The organism is Pseudomonas sp. SDO5271_S396, assembly GCF_054071795.1.
On sequence record NZ_JBSVWB010000003.1, the window covers coordinates 270767 to 287320 of the forward strand.

The following is a 16554-nucleotide window of genomic DNA, read 5'->3' on the forward strand; positions in this document are numbered from 1 at the left end:
TGGCTCGCGAATGCAATGTGTCAGCCCATGGATAAATCGGCTGACCTACCGCTTTCGCGAGCCCGCCCGCTTCCACATTTTTTATTGCGTGCATCCGTAAAATAGAGACAAATGACAATGGTTCTCGATACCATTCACGACTTTTCTACGTCGTGCTTCGTCAAGAAGGGTATCCATGTCTCGTCCCAAGCCCGACCCGTCGTCGGTCGATGCCGTTCGCGGGTTTTATGCAGATATTCTGTATTACCTGCGCAAGCGCACCGACAACGCCAGCGACGCGGCGGACATGACACAGGATGTCTTTACCCAATGGCTGGACTACCGCGACCGCGCCAACGTCGAGCAGCCACGGGCGTTTCTGTTCCAGATGGCGCGCAACTTGTTGCGCGATCACTGGCGCAAACAGAAGGTACGGCAGACCGTCCACTCTGATCAGGCCGACCTGTATACCGAGCCTGTCACCGACGAGCAAAACGACCCCATGGCCGCCGCGCAGCGCTTGCAACGCCTGGAACAGTTGAAAGAAGTCCTCGCCGAACTCTCGCCCCGCAGGCGAGAAGCCCTTATGCTGCACCGCTTCGAAGGCCTGAGCCAGACGCAGATCGCCGAGCGCATGGGCATTTCGACCAGCATGGTGGAAAAGCACATCGCCTTTGCCCTGCTGCACTGCAAGCGACGCCTTCAACACGAACCCGGCACGGAGCAGCCAGAATGAACCGCCTGAGCGACATCGATGCCCTGGACATCGAGGACAGCGACTCCATCGATGCCCAGGCCGCCAGCTGGTTTGCACGCAACCGCAACGAGCCGGAGCGCGCCGACCGCAAAGCCTTTGCCGCCTGGCAGGCGGAGCCGGCCCATGCCCGTGCGTACGCCGAGTTCGAACAACTGTGGGCGGACCTCGCCCAACTGCAACAACTGAACAAACCCGTGGCCTTGCCCCGGCGCAAGCCCTCGGTATGGCGCCCGGCCCTGGCCGTGGCCGCCGCCCTGTTGTGCGCGGTGCTGGCCACACAGATCGACGCGCCGCGCGAGCTCTACCACACCCAAGTGGCTGCCCACGCCAAAGGCATGCGCACCTTGAACCTGCCCGATGGCAGCACCTTGTACGTGAATGCCAACACCCGTCTGCGCGTGGATTTCACGACGCATCAGCGCATCGTGCACCTGGACAAGGGCCAGTTGTACATCGAGGTGGCTGCCGACAAGGAACGCCCCCTGTTCGTGCAAGCCGGCGAGGCCAGCGTGCGCGTCGTCGGCACCGGTTTCGATGTGCGACGCAGCCAACAGCAGTTGGTGGTCAGCGTGGCCCACGGCCAGGTCGCCTTCGAGCCGGACGCAAAAAGCCCGGCCCTGTTGCTCGGCGCTCGCCAACGCGCCAGCTACAGCTTCGCCAAGGGCACTGTGCAACAGCAAAGCCTCAGCGCTGAAGAAGTCGCCGACTGGCGCAGTGGCCACTTGTCGTTTCGCAATCGCGAGCTGGCCAGCCTGATCGACGAATTGAGTCTCTATCGGCCCCAGGCGCCGTTGCAGGTGAGCAATGCCGTGGCGCAATTGAAGGTCTCGGGCAGCCTCGATGTGAACGACCCCGATGCCCTGCTCAATGCCCTGCCCGCCCTGCTGCCGGTGAAAACCGTGGCGTCGGCCGACGGCATCGTCAGGATCGAATCAAGCAAATAACCTCACGACATTCTTATTTGAGAATATTTTGCATTCGCAGGTGTGGATTTTTTTGCCTGCCCCGTCTTCTCCCGGTCTGCGTTTGATACGCACACCTTTTCGGCCATTTGGCCACACCGGGAGATTTCATGTTTCGCGCGCCTTGCCACGCTTCGCACCTGTTTTTGCGTCCGACCCTTATCGCCACGTGCATGGCGTTCAGCCTCGCCGCCCACGCCGAGTCGTTCAAACTGCAGCTGCCGGCGCAGCCGCTGGCCACGTCCCTGAGCCAGGTGGCGCAGCAGGCGAAAATCCAGCTGCTGTTCGACGAGACGCTGTTCAAGAACGTGCAGGCGCCGGCACTCAGCGGCGAATTCACCCCGGAAGTGGCGATTCGTACCTTGCTCAAAAACGGTACGTTCACCCTGATCAAGGTCGGCAGCACCTACGTGGTAAAACCCGAAGAGGCCAAGACCAGCAACAGCGGCACCGTTCAGCTCGACGCCCTGAGCGTGATCGGCACCGGTACCCAGGTCGACTCCAGCACCGTGGGCCGCTCCACCCTGAACCAGGCGGACATCGACCGCTACCAGCCCAACAACATTCCCGCCCTCCTGCAAACCCTGCCCGGCGTATTCATGGGCGGCTCGCCCAAACCGGGTGGCCAGACCATCAACATTCGCGGGATGGGCGAGGCTGAAGACATACCCATGACCGTGGACGGTGCGACCAAAAGCGGCTTCGAGCGCTATCAGCAAGGCACGGTGTTCATCGAACCCGAGCTGATCAAGAGCATCGAGGTCGAGAAAGGCCCGTACTCGGCCTTTACCGGCAACGGCGGCTTCGGCGGCACGGTGCACATGGAAACCAAGGACGCCCCCGACCTGCTCGAAGACGGCCGCAACGCCGGTGCCATGCTCAAATATGGCTACTCCAGCAACGACCACGAACAGGTCTACAGCTCGGCCATTTATGGCCGCACCGATGATGGCCGCCTGGATGGCCTGGCCTACCTGACCCAACGCGACGGTGGCGACATGAAGCTCGCCGCCACCCCGCCGGACCCGCGCAATGAATACCCGATCAACCCCAAGCGCCTGCCCAACAGCGCGACAAATGTGGATGGCGCGTTGTTCAAGGTCAACGCACACTTCACCGACGAGCACAGCATGGGCCTGTCTTACTCGCGCTCGCGAAGCCAGCGCTGGACGCCCTTCTCGGCCAAAAGCTACCCCACGCCGCCGCTGCAATCGGCCATTGACCGCTACGGTTACGAAGGCGCCCTCAAACGCTTCCTGGCAGACCGCGAGACCATCGACACCACCTACTCGGCCAAGTACGAATACCAGCCCCTCGACAACCCGCTGGTGGACCTGAAACTCAGCTACTCCGCGTCCAATACCGACCAGACCGACGAGCGTGACGCAAACGCCTCGTTCTCCCTGGCCACCGGCGGGCGCAAGATGGACACCTCGTACGACGACAAAATTCTGGAAGCACGCAACATCAGCCGCTTCAACACCGGGCCGCTGGAACACGCGGTCACCACCGGGGTGCAGGTGCGCAAGCACATCCGTGAAACCGAAAGCTGGATGCCCGGCGCCACCTACAACACGCCCCGCTACAACTACGGGCACTTCCAGCCGTACTTCATGCCCCATGGCAAAGTCGATACGAACTCGTTCTATCTTCAAGACGCGGTGACCCTCGGCGACGTGACCATCACCCCATCGCTGCGCTACGACCACGTGCGCAACCGTGGCGAAGCCAACGATGCGCCGTACTACAGCAACCCCGACCCATCGTTCGGGCATGACTACAGCGACCGCACCTACACCGGCTGGTCGCCCCGCCTGGCGGCCTATTGGAACATCACCCCCGATGTAGCGATGTTCGCCAGCTGGAACAAAACCTGGCGCGCCCCGGTGATCGATGAACAGTACGAAGTGCAAGGCATCGGCAGCCGCACCGCCACCAGCGTCGATCTGGACCCGGAACGCATCACCGCGATCACCGCCGGCAACATCACCAATTTCTCCGGCCTGTTCACCCGCGAAGACAACCTGCAACTGCGTACCACCCTGTTCCACAACCGCATCGAGGATGAGATTTTCAAGGCCACCGGCATCGGTTGCGCGCGACAGAACTCGGTCTCGGGCAGTATCGACACGGTCTGCGCCGGCGACATGGCGGCCAAGTCCAACTACCGCAACATCGGCGGCATGACCATCAAGGGCTTCGAGGTCGAGGGCTACTACGACTCGACGTACCTGTTCGGCTCGCTGTCCTACTCCTGGGCCACCGGCAAACGTGACAACCCCTACACCAACCCGTGGGCCACCAGCACCCACGTGTGGGCCCGTGACATTCCGCCGGCCAAATGGGTGGTGGTGCTGGGCACCAAGATCCCGAGCTGGGACGCGCAAGTCGGCTGGCAGGGGCAGTTCGTGCGCAAGACCGACCGCCTGCCCAGCGATAAATACGCCAGCAGTCTCAACAGCATCGCCGGTGACAGCTTCTACGACCAGTATGAAAACGCCAGCTACGACACCCAGGGCCTGTTCGCCAGCTGGAAACCGCAGCAGGCCGGCCTCAAGGGCACCGAAGTCAACTTCACCGTCGACAACCTGTTCAATCGCAATTACCGCCCAGCCCTCAGCGGCGACCGTGCCTACAGCGAGGGGCGCAACGCCAAGATCAGCGTCACGCGGTTCTTCTGAAAAACTGTACGGATAAATCTGCGATCAGCTGTAGGCCCGCAATCGGCGGGGGTTGTGGCTAGATGGGCTTCCCTTGAAGCCCTCTTGATTTCGGTTGCCCCCATGAGCACGCGCGAAAACACTGGCATGGCCCTCGGCCTGCTGGGTGTCATCATCTTCAGCCTGACCCTGCCCTTCACCCGTATCGTGGTGCAGGAAATCCACCCGTTGCTCAACGGCCTGGGCCGCGCGCTGTTCGCGGCGGTTCCGGCAGCGGCGCTGTTGCTGTGGCGCCGCGAGCGCTGGCCGACCTGGCGCCAGGTGCGCGGGCTGTGCCTGGTGATCGCCGGGGTGATCCTGGGTTTCCCGGTGCTGTCGGCCTGGGCCATGCAAACCCTGCCGGCGTCCCACGGCGCGCTGGTCAACGGCCTGCAACCACTGTGCGTGGCGCTGTACGCGGCGTGGCTGTCCCACGAGCGCCCGTCGAAAGCCTTCTGGGCCTGCGCTGCGCTGGGCAGTGCGCTGGTGTTGAGCTACGCGTTGATCACCGGGGCCGGCAGCATCCAGGCCGGCGACTTGCTGATGGTGGGTGCGATCGCCGTGGGGGGCCTGGGGTACGCCGAAGGCGGCCGCCTGGCCAAGGAGATGGGCGGCTGGCAAGTGATCTGCTGGGCGCTGGTGCTGTCGACGCCGGTGCTGATCGGCCCGGTGTGGTACCTGGCGGCGCAGCATCAGGGGGCCATTTCCATGCGCGCCTGGTGGGCGTTCGGCTATGTGTCGCTGTTCTCGCAGTTCCTGGGGTTCTTTGCCTGGTACGCGGGCTTGGCCATGGGCGGGATTGCACGGGTCAGCCAGATCCAGCTGCTGCAGATTTTCTTCACCATCGCGTTTTCGGCGCTGTTTTTTGGTGAGCATATCGAGCCGATTACCTGGGTGTTTGCCTGCGGCGTGATCGTGACGGTGATGCTCGGGCGCAAGACAGCGGTGCAGCCTGCCCCAATAATCAAGGCTGGCTCAGTCTAATGTGGGAGTGGCTTGCCTGCGATGGCGGTGGTGACTGACACACCGCTATCGCTGGCAAGCCAGCTCCCACAGGGGGCTTGTATTCAACTCAAGAAACCATCCGCGCGCAGCAGGGTTTCCAGGCAATGTTCGGTGATGTGGTAGAACGCTTTCAGCTCCTGGATTTTCTCCAGCAACTGAGTGTTGTCCACCGGCTCGGCGCGCTTCACGGCCAAGATCATCTTGTTCTTGTTGGTGTGTTCCAGCGAAATGAACTCGAACACCTTGGTCTCATAACCACAGGCTTCCAGGAACAACGCACGCAAACTGTCGGTGACCATTTCCGCCTGCTGCCCCAGGTGCAGGCCGTATTGCAGCATCGGTTTGAGCAGCACCGGGCTCTGGATCTGCAAGCGAATCTGTTTGTGGCAGCACGGCGAACACATGATGATCGACGCACCGGAACGGATACCGGTGTGGATCGCATAGTCGGTGGCGATGTCGCATGCATGCAGGGCGATCATCACCTCCAGCTCACTCGGCGCGACGCTGCGCACATCGCCGCACTTGAACACCAGGCCCGGGTGTTCCAGGCGTGCGGCGGCGGCGTTGCACAGGGTCACCATGTCCTCGCGCAACTCCACGCCGATCACCTCGCCCTCGGCCTTCAGGGTGTTGCGCAAATAATCGTGGATGGCGAAAGTCAGGTAGCCCTTGCCCGAGCCGAAGTCCGCGACACGCACGGGTCGGTCCAGCTTCAGCGGCGACGAGGTCAGCGCATGGCTGAACACTTCGATGAACTTGTTGATCTGCTTCCATTTGCGTGACATCGACGGGATCAGCGCCTGTTTGGCATCGGTCACCCCCAGGTCGGCGAGAAACGGCCGGCTCAGGTCGAGGAAGCGATGCTTTTCGCGGTTGTGCGTTGCCGTCGGCGCCTCACGTAATTGCTGCGCTTTGCTCCTGAACAGCGAGCTTTTGTTCTTCTTGCTGTATTCCAGCTGGGCTTCGTCGGTCAGCGACAACAGATGGGCGTTCTTGAACTGCGTCGGCAGCAATGCGGCAATCGCCGCCACACCGTCAGCCTGAGGGAAGTTCTTGGTGATATCGCGCGTCTTGTAGCGGTAGACAAAGGACAGGCAGGGCTGCTCCTTGACCACCACCGGCTTGATGATCAGCCGCTGCAACTCGGCCTCTTCGCCCACGTACTTAGCCAGCACCAGCTTGATAAAGGCGTTCTCGGCCAGGCTTGCGCTCAGCAGTTCGATGAACTGGGCGTGGTGATCGCTGGCAGGTTGAGCGGTGACAGACATGAACAAAAACGCCTCAGGCAGGAAATGCCGGGCATTTTAGGGGGGATGGGGGTTTAGGGCACGGAGTTATTTGATCAACGGTCAGTACCCGTCACACATCGAATGTGAAAACGGGATTCTGTGGGAGCTGGCTTGCCTGCGATGCAGCCTACTGGGTCCATCAGGCAGACCGGTGGTGATGCCATCGCAGGCAAGCCAGCTCCCACATGCAAGGGTTCACACATTTGCCCAGTGTTGAATGGGCTATTCGAGTACGATCAGGCGATTCGGCAGTTCATTACGGGTTTGGGTCACCGGCACATGCACCTTGAGCAACTCGCCACAGGCCTCGATGCATGTAATGAACCCCGTCAATGTCTGCCCCTGCTTCACCTGCTGGGTAAACGCCTTGACGATCACATCCCAGCTGTCGTCGGCCAGGTGCCGGGAAATGCCCTCGTCCACCAGGATTTCCACATACCGCTCGGCCTCGCTGACAAAGATCAATACGCCCGTGCTGCCCAGGGTGTGGTGCAGGTTCTGCTCCAGAAACTGGCGCCGTGCCAGGTTGGAAGCCCGCCAATGGCGCACCGAACGGGGAATCAACCGCGTGGTCACCTTGGGCAGGCGGAACACCAGGCACAGCACGATGAACGTCAGCCATTGCGCCAGCAGCAAGGTGTACATGGTCAGGTAACCGGACAGGTAATGCACGACACCGGGCACCACCAGCGCGATCAAACTGGCCCACAGCAACGGAATGTAGGCGTAGTCATCGGCGCGAGCGGCCAGGACGGTCACCAGTTCCGCATCAGTGGTTTTCTCCACCCGGGCAATCGCTTCAGCGACCTGGCGCTGCTCGTGTTCAGTCAGTAAGCCCATGCTTGTCGTTGCTCTCTCATTATTGTGATTACCAACCGCCCGACGCCCCGCCACCCCCGAAACCGCCCCCGCCGCCCCGAAAGCCGCCACCACCACCGCCTCCCCCACCGCCACGGCCGCTGCTGCTGAGGATCGACAGCAGGATAGCGCCCACCGGCAGGCCCATACGATGGCACAGCCACAAGACACCGATCAGCAGGATAAACAGGCCGATGGAAAACCCGGGATTATCCTTGGCGAAGCTCGTATCCGCCACATGGGCCGGTACCGCCAGAGGCTCACCGTCCACCACCCGCACCATCGCCGCCACGCCGTCGCTGATGCCCTGGCTGTAGTTGCCAGCCTTGAAGCGTGGCGCGATCACCTGGTTGATGATCACCCAGGCCTGCGCATCGGTCAGCACGCCCTCCAGACCGTAGCCGACCTCGATGCGCAACTTGCGCTCATCCCGAGCGACGATCAGCAGCGCGCCATTGTCCTTGCCCTTCTGCCCGATGCCCCAGTGACGACCCAATTGATAGCCGAAATCCTCGATGGGCAGCCCTTGCAGGTCGGGCACGGTGACCACCACGATCTGCTCGCCGCTGCTCTGCTCCAGCGCCTGCAATTGCTGGGTCAGTTGCTGGCGTGTGGGCGCGTCGATCATCCGGGCGTCGTCCACCACCCGTCCGGTCAGCGCCGGAAACGTCAGCGCCGCCTGGGCCAGGCCCGTACAGGCCAGCAACCACAGCGTCAGGCTCAGCCGTAATAACCCCATTGCCATCTCGAGGCCGCCTTAGTTGAACTTCACTTGCGGGGCTTTATCGGCATCGGCGCTGGTGGCTTCAAACGTGGCGCGAATCGGCAAGTCGCTGTACATCACGCTGTGCCACAGGCGGCCCGGGAAGGTACGGATTTCGGTGTTGTACGCCTGCACGGCCTGGATAAAGTCGCGGCGAGCCACCGTGATACGGTTTTCCGTGCCTTCAAGCTGCGACTGCAAGGCCAGGAAGTTCTGGTTGGCCTTGAGGTCCGGGTAGCGCTCGGACACCACCATCAAACGGCTGAGCGCGCCGGTCAAACCATCCTGGGCCTGCTGGAACTGCTTGAGTTTCTCGGGATTGTCGAGGGTGCTGGCGTCCACCTGGATCGAAGTGGCCTTGGCCCGCGCCGCGATCACCGCGGTAAGGGTTTCCTGTTCGTGGGCGGCATAGCCCTTCACGGTTTCCACCAGGTTGGGGATCAGGTCGGCACGCCGCTGATACTGGTTCTGCACCTGGCCCCAGGCCGCCTTGGCCTGTTCGTCGAGGGTGGGGATGTTGTTGATGCCGCAACCGCTCAGCAGCGTACCGATCAACAGCATGGCCGCAGCCTTGAGGCTCCAGCGGTATCCTTGAATGACTGTCATATGTGTCTCCGCGACCTTCCTGTGAAATTTGATGACCCTGTAAATCCCGAGCCTGGGGCATAATCCGCCACCACTACTGGCATGCTGCGAACCAATCAGCTAAAAGATGCCCAGCGCGAACCAGAGTTCAGATGTGTGCTGCATTCGTCTGACAAAACACTCGAACAACAATATATGTTCCAAACACTTTGGCCGAGCAGCGTTTGCATTGTCGCTGCGCAGTACGCCCCGAAAGGATATTCATGAAGAAGCTGTGTTTGTTCGGCCTTGTGGCCACATTGGCCTGCCACCCCGTCTGGGCCGAGACCCAGCCCGTTGCGCTCAAGGACAAGGAAACGTTCGTCAACGACCTGCTCAAGCAGATGACCCTCGATGAAAAGATAGGCCAGTTACGCCTGATCAGCATCGGCCCCGAGATGCCCCGCGAGCTGATCCGCAAGGAAATCGCCGCCGGACGCATCGGCGGCACGTTCAATTCCATCACCCGTCCGGAAAACCGTCCGATGCAGGACGCGGCCATGCGCAGCCGCTTGAAGATCCCGATGTTCTTCGCCTACGACGTGATCCACGGCCACCGCACGATTTTCCCGATCAGCCTGGCGCTGGCCTCCAGCTGGGACATGGACGCCATCGGCCGCTCCGGACGCATCGCCGCCCAGGAAGCCGCCGCCGACAGCCTGGACATCACCTTTGCGCCGATGGTCGATATCTCCCGCGACCCGCGCTGGGGCCGTACTTCCGAAGGTTTCGGCGAAGACACCTACCTGGTCTCGCGCATTGCCGAAGTGATGGTCAAGGCGTTTCAGGGCGTGAGCCCCGCCAATGCCGACAGCATCATGGCCAGCGTCAAGCACTTCGCCCTGTATGGCGCGGTGGAAGGCGGCCGTGACTACAACGTGGTCGACATGAGCCCGGTCAAGATGTACCAGGACTACCTGCCGCCCTACCACGCGGCGATCAAAGCCGGTTCCGGCGGCGTGATGGTGGCGCTGAACTCGATCAACGGTGTGCCCGCCACCGCCAACACCTGGCTGATGAACGACCTGCTGCGCAAGGACTGGGGCTTCAAGGGCCTAGCCGTGAGCGACCACGGCGCCATCGTCGAGCTGCTCAAGCACGGCGTGGCCAAGGACGGGCGTGAAGCCGCCAAGCTGGCGATCAAGGCCGGCATCGACATGAGCATGAACGACTCGCTGTACGGCAAGGAACTGCCCGGCCTGCTCAAGTCCGGTGAAATCGAACAGAGCGATATCGACAACGCCGTGCGCGAAGTGCTCGGCGCCAAGTACGACATGGGCCTGTTCAAGGACCCGTACCTGCGTATCGGCAAGGCCGAGGATGACCCGGCCGACACCTACGCCGAAAGCCGCCTGCACCGCAGCGAAGCCCGCGATGTGGCGCGCCGCAGCCTGGTCCTGCTGAAAAACCGGAACGACACCCTGCCGCTGAAAAAATCCGCGACCATCGCCCTGGTCGGTCCGCTGGCCAAGGCGCCGATCGACATGATGGGCAGTTGGGCCGCCGCCGGCAAACCGGAACAATCGGTGACGCTGCTGGACGGTTTGAACGCGGTGATCGGCGAAAAAGGCAAGATCATCTATGCCCGTGGCGCCAACATCACCAACGACAAGGCAGTGGTCGATTACCTGAACTTCCTCAACTTCGATGCACCGGAAGTGGTGGATGACGCGCGCCCCGCCCAGGTGATGATCGACGAGGCCGTCAAGGCCGCCAAGGATGCCGACGTGGTCGTGGCCGCCGTGGGCGAGTCCCGTGGCATGTCCCACGAGTCCTCCAGCCGCACCGACCTGAACATCCCGCAAAGCCAGCGCGACCTGATCAAGGCCCTGAAGGCCACCGGCAAACCGCTGGTGCTGGTGTTGATGAATGGTCGTCCACTGTCGATCCTCGAAGAAAACCAGCAAGCCGACGCCATCCTGGAAACCTGGTTCGCCGGTACCGAGGGCGGCAACGCCATCGCCGACGTGCTGTTCGGTGACTACAACCCGTCGGGCAAACTGCCGATCACCTTCCCGCGCTCGGTGGGGCAGATTCCGACCTACTACAACCACCTGACCATTGGCCGCCCGTTCACTCCGGGCAAGCCGGGCAACTACACCTCGCAGTACTTCGATGACAGCACCGGGCCGCTGTTTCCGTTCGGTTATGGTTTGAGCTACACCACGTTCAGCCTGTCGGAGATGGCCCTGTCGTCCACTACCCTGAACAAGACCGGCAAGCTCGACGCCAGTGTCACGGTGAAAAACACCGGCAAGGTCGATGGCGAAACCGTAGTGCAGCTATACATCCAGGATGTGGCCGGCTCCATGATTCGCCCGATCAAGGAGCTGAAGAACTTCCAGAAGCTCCTGCTCAAGGCCGGCGAGGAACGCACGCTGCACTTCACCATCACCGAGGACGACCTGAAGTTCTACAACAGCCAGCTCAAGTACGCGGCGGAACCGGGCCAGTTCAACGTGCAGATCGGGCTGGACTCGCAGGATGTGCAGCAGCAGAGTTTTGAATTGCTCTGATCCAAGGCTGTAAACCCAGCTTTTGTGGGAGCTGGCTTGCCCGGCTCCCACAAAAGCCAGCTCACACATTTGTTTTGGGGCGTTGGTGCTATCCACGCCTATCCAGCAGATTGACCACCAACCGATCGATCCACCCCCACACCCGCTGCTTCACGCGCCGCCACAAGGGTCGCGCCTTCCACGCTTCCAGGCTTACCGCCTGGCTCTGGGCAAAATCCCGTTCGAAACTGCCGACCACCGCCTGGGTCAACGCCGGGTCCAGCGCCTCCAGATTGGCTTCCAGGTTGAAGCGCAAATTCCAGTGATCGAAGTTGCATGAGCCAATGCTGACCCAATCGTCCACCAGCACCATCTTCAGGTGCAGGAAACACGGCTGATACTCGAAGATCTGTACCCCGGCGCGCAGCAGGCGCGGGTAGTAGCGATGCCCGGCGTAACGCACCGAGGGGTGGTCGGTGCGGGGCCCGGTCAGCAGCAAACGCACGTCCACGCCACGCCCGGCAGCCCGGCGCAACGCGCGGCGCACGCTCCAGGTCGGCAGGAAATACGGCGTTGCCAGCCAGATACGCTGGTGGCTGCTGTTCAGGGCGCGAATCAATGACTGCAGGATATCGCGGTGCTGACGGGCGTCGGCATACGCCACGCGGCCCAGGCCCGGCCCGGTCGCCGGCACCTTGGGCAAGCGCGGCAAGCCGAAATGGGTGGCGGGCTTCCACGCCCGACGCGCATTGTTGGCATGCCACTGGCGATCGAACAGCGCCTGCCAGTCCTGCACCAGCGGACCACTGATCTGCACCATGACTTCATGCCAGTCGGCGCTGTCATTGCCGGGCGTCCAGAACTCGTCGGTAACGCCGGTCCCCCCGACGAAGGCCGTCTCCTGATCGATCAGCAACAGCTTGCGGTGGTCGCGGTACAGGTTGCGCATCCAGCGTCGCCAACTGAGGCGATTGTATAAACGCAGCTCCACGCCGGCGTCGGCCAGGCGTTTGCGCAATCCCAGGGTAAACGCCAGGCTGCCGTAATCATCGAACAGGCAGCGCACCCGCACGCCCCGCTCGGCGGCCTGCACCAGTGCCTGCACCATGGCTTTGGCGCAGGCACCGGCTTCCACCAGGTACAGCTCCAGTTCCACCTGCCGCTCGGCGCGGGCAATGCCCACCAGCATCTGCGGAAAGAAATTCGGTCCGTCGACCAGCAACTCGAAACGGTTGGCGCTGCGCCAGGGGAACACCGCGCCGCTCATGTCAGCGCGCCGTGAAGATCAGCACCGCACCCACCGGCACCGACAGACTGATCGACTTGAGCCCCGCCGCCTTGCGCAAGGCTGCCACGCCCGGCGCCAGGTCGAAATCCTCCGCATGCACCACCAGCGGTTCCAGGGTCACCACCTGGAAGCGACGGTCGTCCAGGCGCGTGGCCAGCAGCTCGGCGCTGTAGGTCTGGGTCTTGCCGTGCAGGGTCACGGACAACGGCAGGCGCAACTCCAATTGTGCGCCGGGGGCCAAATCGTTGATCGGCTGCAGGTTGATCTGCGCGTTGATCAGCGCATCGGGAAAGGTCTTGATCTCGAACAGCTCGTTACGCATTCGCTCATCGCGCATCGGGACGCCGCTGTTGATCGACTCCAGCTCGACCTCCAACTGCGCCGCGCCCTGGCGGTCGACCTTGCCGTGCAACACCAGGAAGCGCTGCACTTCGGCGATCTCGGTGTTTTTGGTGGTGACGAACGACAGCCGCGAGGACTCGTTGTCCAGGTACCAATCGGCCTGGGCAGGCACGGAAGCGGCGGCCAACAGGGCGAAGGCCAGGGGTTTGACATTGACCATAAAGACTCATGCGGAAAAAACCTGCACGAACCTTAAGCGCAATCTCACGGGCGGCGCAAATTCAATGTGGGGGCTGCTTCGCAGCCCCGCGCGGGTCAGGGGGTCAGGCGGCAACCCTGGCGGTCGCCCAGCCAGCGCGCGGTGTGTGTGCGTCCCAGCCCGCTGGCGGTCACTTCACTGCGTTTGGGGTTGTCGCTGAACGCACTGGTGGGCACGTACTGCTTTACATAACCCTGGCAGTACTCGGCGGGGTTGTTCTCGACGTAACGGCAGGAGCAGTACTCCTTGGCGGTGTAGGCCGCGATGATGTCGGGGAAGGCTTGCAGGTTGACGCGTTCGTGCCAGATCCAACCCAGCAAGGCGAGCAACAACAGCAGGAACAGGCTGGTGAACGGCCGACGACGGATCATGGTTGCACCGCCGCGAGCACGCGCTTGAGGAGTTCATTGTGGCGGTAGCTGCCATCCCGGTCATCGCCGTAGCGCACGATGACCAGGTGTTCGCCGGGCATCACGAACAGCGCCTGCCCCCAGTGACCCAGTGCGGCCAAGGTGTCGGCAGGCGCATCGGGCCAGGGCCGGGGAGCGCCCTGCACTTCACGATTGAGCCACCACTGGCCGCCCGGCACTGCTTCGTCCTGGCCCGCCTTGTAGCGTTCGAAGGGCTGCCGATTGAAATCGACCCAGGCTTTGGGCAACAACTGTTGCTCACCCCAGCGCCCGTCCCGCGCCATCAATAACCCCACGCGCGCCAGGTCGCGGGCGGTGAGGTAGGCGTAGGACGACGCGACAAACGTCTCATCGGCATCGGTTTCCCAGGTGGCGTTGCGAATGCCCAACGGCTTGAACAGTGCATCCCACGGGTAGCTCATGTAAGCCTTGTGGCCGAGCATGCCTTTGAGCGCAGCAGACAGAATGTTGCTGTCGCCACTGGAATACCGAAAGACCTGGCCCGGCGCATGGGCCGCCTCGGTGTCGGCGGCAAAGTCGGCCATGTCGGCATGCCCACGGGTGTAGAGCATCGCCACCACCGAGGATTTCAAGGGTGCATATTCATAGTCTTCCTGCCAGTCCAGGCCCGACGCCCAGTGCAGCAGGTCGGCCAGGGTCACTTTGGGATGCTGTTTCATCGGCGGATAAAAGCGCGCGGCGGGGTCGGTCAGCTTGAAGCGATTTTCGCCGTAGGCCACGCCCAACACGGTGGCCATCAGGCTTTTGCTGATGGACCACGTCAGGTGCGGGGTGCTGGCGGTGGTGGGCTCGGCGTAGCGCTCATAGATGATCACGCCATCGCGGATCACCAACAGCGCGTCGGTGCGGATGCCCTTGCGGGTGACATCGTCACGCGGGGGGAAGGCATAACTGTTCAGCGCATCGACGGCGGGACCGGCCAGCGGGGTGCCTTTGGCCCAGTCCTTGTCAGGCCAGGTTTCGGAGTGGGCGGTAACGGTGACCAGGAACAAGGCAACGCACAACAGGCCTCTGACCATGAAAGCAAACTCGAGGGGGCATTCAAGCCCGCGAGCCTAGCCGAGGCAGATGACAGTTCTGCGACAACTCGATGAACCGGGGCCTGTCATCCAAGCGTCACCAGAACTTCATGGAGATGACACCGAGGCTACATAGCCTGACTTTGGACAACAAAGTCGACCGGCCGAAAGTGGCCGGCACTCGGAGACTCGCCATGACTCAGATCGCCCGCATCAGCGACACCGGCAATGAACGCCGTCTGCAAGCCGAACGCCTGGTTGGCGCCAAGGCCTTGCAGGAAGCCCAGGCCCTGCGATTCAACGTGTTCAGCGGCGAGTTCAACGCCAAGCTGAAAGGCGCGGAACAAGGCCTGGACATGGATGACTATGATGTTCACTGCAGCCACATCGGCGTGCGGGACTTGAACAGCGGTCGACTGGTGGCCACCACCCGCCTGCTGGACCACCAGGCTGCCAGCACCCTGGGCCGGTTCTACAGCGAAGAAGAATTCAGCCTGCATGGCTTGCTGCACCTGCAAGGTCCGATCCTGGAAATCGGCCGCACCTGCGTCGACCCGGCCTATCGCAACGGCGGCACCATCGCCGTGCTGTGGGGCGAGTTGGCCGAAGTGCTCAACCAGGGCGGCTACAGCTACCTGATGGGTTGCGCGAGCATCCCGATGCACGACGGCGGCATCCAGGCCCACGCGATCATGCAGCGCCTGCGCGAACGCTACCTGTGCAACGAACACCTGCGTGCCGAACCGAAGAAACCACTGCCTGCGCTGGACCTGCCGTCCAACGTGATCGCCGAGATGCCACCGCTGCTCAAGGCCTACATGCGCCTGGGCGCCAAGATCTGCGGCGAGCCGTGCTGGGATGAAGATTTCCAGGTGGCCGACGTGTTCATCCTGCTCAAGCGCGACGAGTTGTGCCCGCGCTACGCCCGTCACTTCAAGGCGGCAATGTAATGAGCCGCCTGCGGGTGTACGGGCGCATTGCCCGGGTGTTGCTGGTGGTGGCGCTGGGCTTGAGCATGGCCAGCGTGTTTGGGGTGTTCGAGCGTTTGGGCATCGCCAATTCGATGGTGCGGCGCCAGCGCTGGTCGCGCTTTTTCATGGCACGGCTGACCAATGCCCTGCCCTTTCGCGTGACGGTGCACGGTGAATTGCCGCAAACGCCGATGCTGTGGGTGAGCAATCACGTGTCCTGGACCGACATTCCACTGCTGGGCATGGTCACGCCGATGTCGTTCCTGTCCAAGGCCGAAGTGCGCACCTGGCCGGTGGCTGGCTGGTTGGCCGCCAAGGCCGGTAGCCTGTTCATTCGCCGGGGCGCGGGCGACAGCCAGTTGATCCGCAAGCAGATGACCCGCCATCTGGAGCAACAGCACCCGCTGCTGATGTTCCCGGAAGGCACCACCACCGACGGACGCAGCCTGCGCACCTTCCATGGACGCTTGCTGGCCAGTGCGATCGAAGCCCAGGTGTCATTGCAACCGGTGGCGATCCGCTACCTGCGCGACGGGCAAGTGGACCGACTGGCACCGTTCATCGGCGACGATGATCTGCTGTCGCACTTGATGCGTTTGTTTGCCAATGATCAGGGTGACGTGGAAATCCACGTGCTCAAGCCGATTGCCTGTGCCGGGCAGGAACGTGCAGCGCTGGCCTATCAGGCGCAGCAGGCGGTGCAAAAGGCGTTGTTTGGGCCGGTGCCGGATGCTGAAGAGGTAGAGATTCGTCCTGCATTTGCAGCCTGAACACAGTTCAGTGTGGGAGCTGGCTTGCCTGCGATAGCGT

The 16554-nt window shown here is 62.4% G+C and carries 15 protein-coding genes; 7 read left to right on the plus strand and 8 right to left on the minus strand.

Annotation, left to right across the window (positions count from 1 at the left end):
- Nucleotides 1–175 precede the first annotated feature (175 nt).
- The 4 genes from ACW9IN_RS04440 to ACW9IN_RS04455 all read left to right on the plus strand — a co-directional run bounded on the left by ACW9IN_RS04440 (nt 176) and on the right by ACW9IN_RS04455 (nt 5381).
- Nucleotides 176–715, plus strand: a complete 540-nt coding sequence (locus ACW9IN_RS04440; protein ID WP_457364731.1) for an RNA polymerase sigma factor — start codon at nt 176–178, stop codon at nt 713–715.
- A complete protein-coding gene (locus ACW9IN_RS04445; protein ID WP_457364732.1) occupies nt 712–1680 on the plus strand; it encodes a FecR family protein in 969 nt (322 codons plus the stop codon). The genes ACW9IN_RS04440 and ACW9IN_RS04445 overlap by 4 nt, the downstream gene beginning before the upstream one ends.
- A gap of 128 nt (nt 1681–1808) precedes the next feature.
- On the plus strand, nt 1809–4379 hold the full coding sequence (locus ACW9IN_RS04450) for a TonB-dependent hemoglobin/transferrin/lactoferrin family receptor (RefSeq protein WP_457364733.1): 2571 nt from the start codon (nt 1809–1811) through the stop codon (nt 4377–4379).
- 102 nt (nt 4380–4481) lie between these two features.
- Complete coding sequence (locus ACW9IN_RS04455; RefSeq protein WP_457364734.1) at nt 4482–5381, plus strand: DMT family transporter; 900 nt, start codon at nt 4482–4484, stop codon at nt 5379–5381.
- Between the two features lie 83 nt (nt 5382–5464).
- Here the strand turns inward: ACW9IN_RS04455 and ACW9IN_RS04460 are convergent, their stop codons facing one another.
- From ACW9IN_RS04460 to ACW9IN_RS04475, 4 genes are all read right to left on the minus strand, one after another.
- Nucleotides 5465–6673 (minus strand): class I SAM-dependent methyltransferase, encoded by a 1209-nt coding sequence (locus tag ACW9IN_RS04460; protein WP_457364735.1) that lies wholly within the window; start codon nt 6671–6673, stop codon nt 5465–5467.
- Nucleotides 6674–6916: 243 nt separating this feature from the next.
- Nucleotides 6917–7534 (minus strand): TPM domain-containing protein, encoded by a 618-nt coding sequence (locus ACW9IN_RS04465; protein ID WP_457364736.1) that lies wholly within the window; start codon nt 7532–7534, stop codon nt 6917–6919.
- A 28-nt stretch (nt 7535–7562) separates the two neighbouring features.
- On the minus strand, nt 7563–8291 hold the full coding sequence (locus ACW9IN_RS04470; protein ID WP_457364749.1) for a TPM domain-containing protein: 729 nt from the start codon (nt 8289–8291) through the stop codon (nt 7563–7565).
- An 18-nt stretch (nt 8292–8309) separates the two neighbouring features.
- The gene (locus ACW9IN_RS04475) at nt 8310–8921 is read right to left on the minus strand and encodes a LemA family protein (RefSeq protein ID WP_457364737.1); all 612 of its coding nucleotides are present in this window, start codon (nt 8919–8921) and stop codon (nt 8310–8312) included.
- Between the two features lie 242 nt (nt 8922–9163).
- Here ACW9IN_RS04475 and bglX point away from each other — a divergent pair, with 242 nt between their 5' ends.
- The gene (gene bglX, locus ACW9IN_RS04480; RefSeq protein WP_457364738.1) at nt 9164–11455 is read left to right on the plus strand and encodes a beta-glucosidase BglX; all 2292 of its coding nucleotides are present in this window, start codon (nt 9164–9166) and stop codon (nt 11453–11455) included.
- Between the two features lie 88 nt (nt 11456–11543).
- Here bglX and ACW9IN_RS04485 read toward each other — a convergent pair whose 3' ends face one another.
- The 4 genes from ACW9IN_RS04485 to ACW9IN_RS04500 all read right to left on the minus strand — a co-directional run bounded on the left by ACW9IN_RS04485 (nt 11544) and on the right by ACW9IN_RS04500 (nt 14773).
- A complete protein-coding gene (locus ACW9IN_RS04485; RefSeq protein ID WP_457364739.1) occupies nt 11544–12701 on the minus strand; it encodes a phospholipase D-like domain-containing protein in 1158 nt (385 codons plus the stop codon).
- A 1-nt stretch (nt 12702) separates the two neighbouring features.
- Nucleotides 12703–13284: a YceI family protein gene (locus ACW9IN_RS04490; protein ID WP_457364740.1), complete on the minus strand. Its 582-nt coding sequence runs from the start codon at nt 13282–13284 to the stop codon at nt 12703–12705.
- Between the two features lie 95 nt (nt 13285–13379).
- Nucleotides 13380–13694, minus strand: a complete 315-nt coding sequence (locus tag ACW9IN_RS04495) for an amidase (RefSeq protein WP_457364741.1) — start codon at nt 13692–13694, stop codon at nt 13380–13382.
- Nucleotides 13691–14773 carry a serine hydrolase domain-containing protein gene (locus tag ACW9IN_RS04500; RefSeq protein WP_457364742.1) on the minus strand — a complete coding sequence of 361 codons (1083 nt, stop codon included), beginning with the start codon at nt 14771–14773 and terminating at the stop codon, nt 13691–13693. The genes ACW9IN_RS04495 and ACW9IN_RS04500 overlap by 4 nt, the downstream gene beginning before the upstream one ends.
- A gap of 194 nt (nt 14774–14967) precedes the next feature.
- Between ACW9IN_RS04500 and olsB the strand changes: the two genes are divergently transcribed.
- Entirely contained in the window at nt 14968–15723 is a 756-nt protein-coding gene (gene olsB / locus ACW9IN_RS04505; protein WP_017137255.1) for an L-ornithine N(alpha)-acyltransferase, read from the plus strand.
- On the plus strand, nt 15723–16514 hold the full coding sequence (locus tag ACW9IN_RS04510) for a lysophospholipid acyltransferase family protein (protein ID WP_457364743.1): 792 nt from the start codon (nt 15723–15725) through the stop codon (nt 16512–16514). The genes olsB and ACW9IN_RS04510 overlap by 1 nt, the downstream gene beginning before the upstream one ends.
- Nucleotides 16515–16554 lie beyond the last annotated feature (40 nt).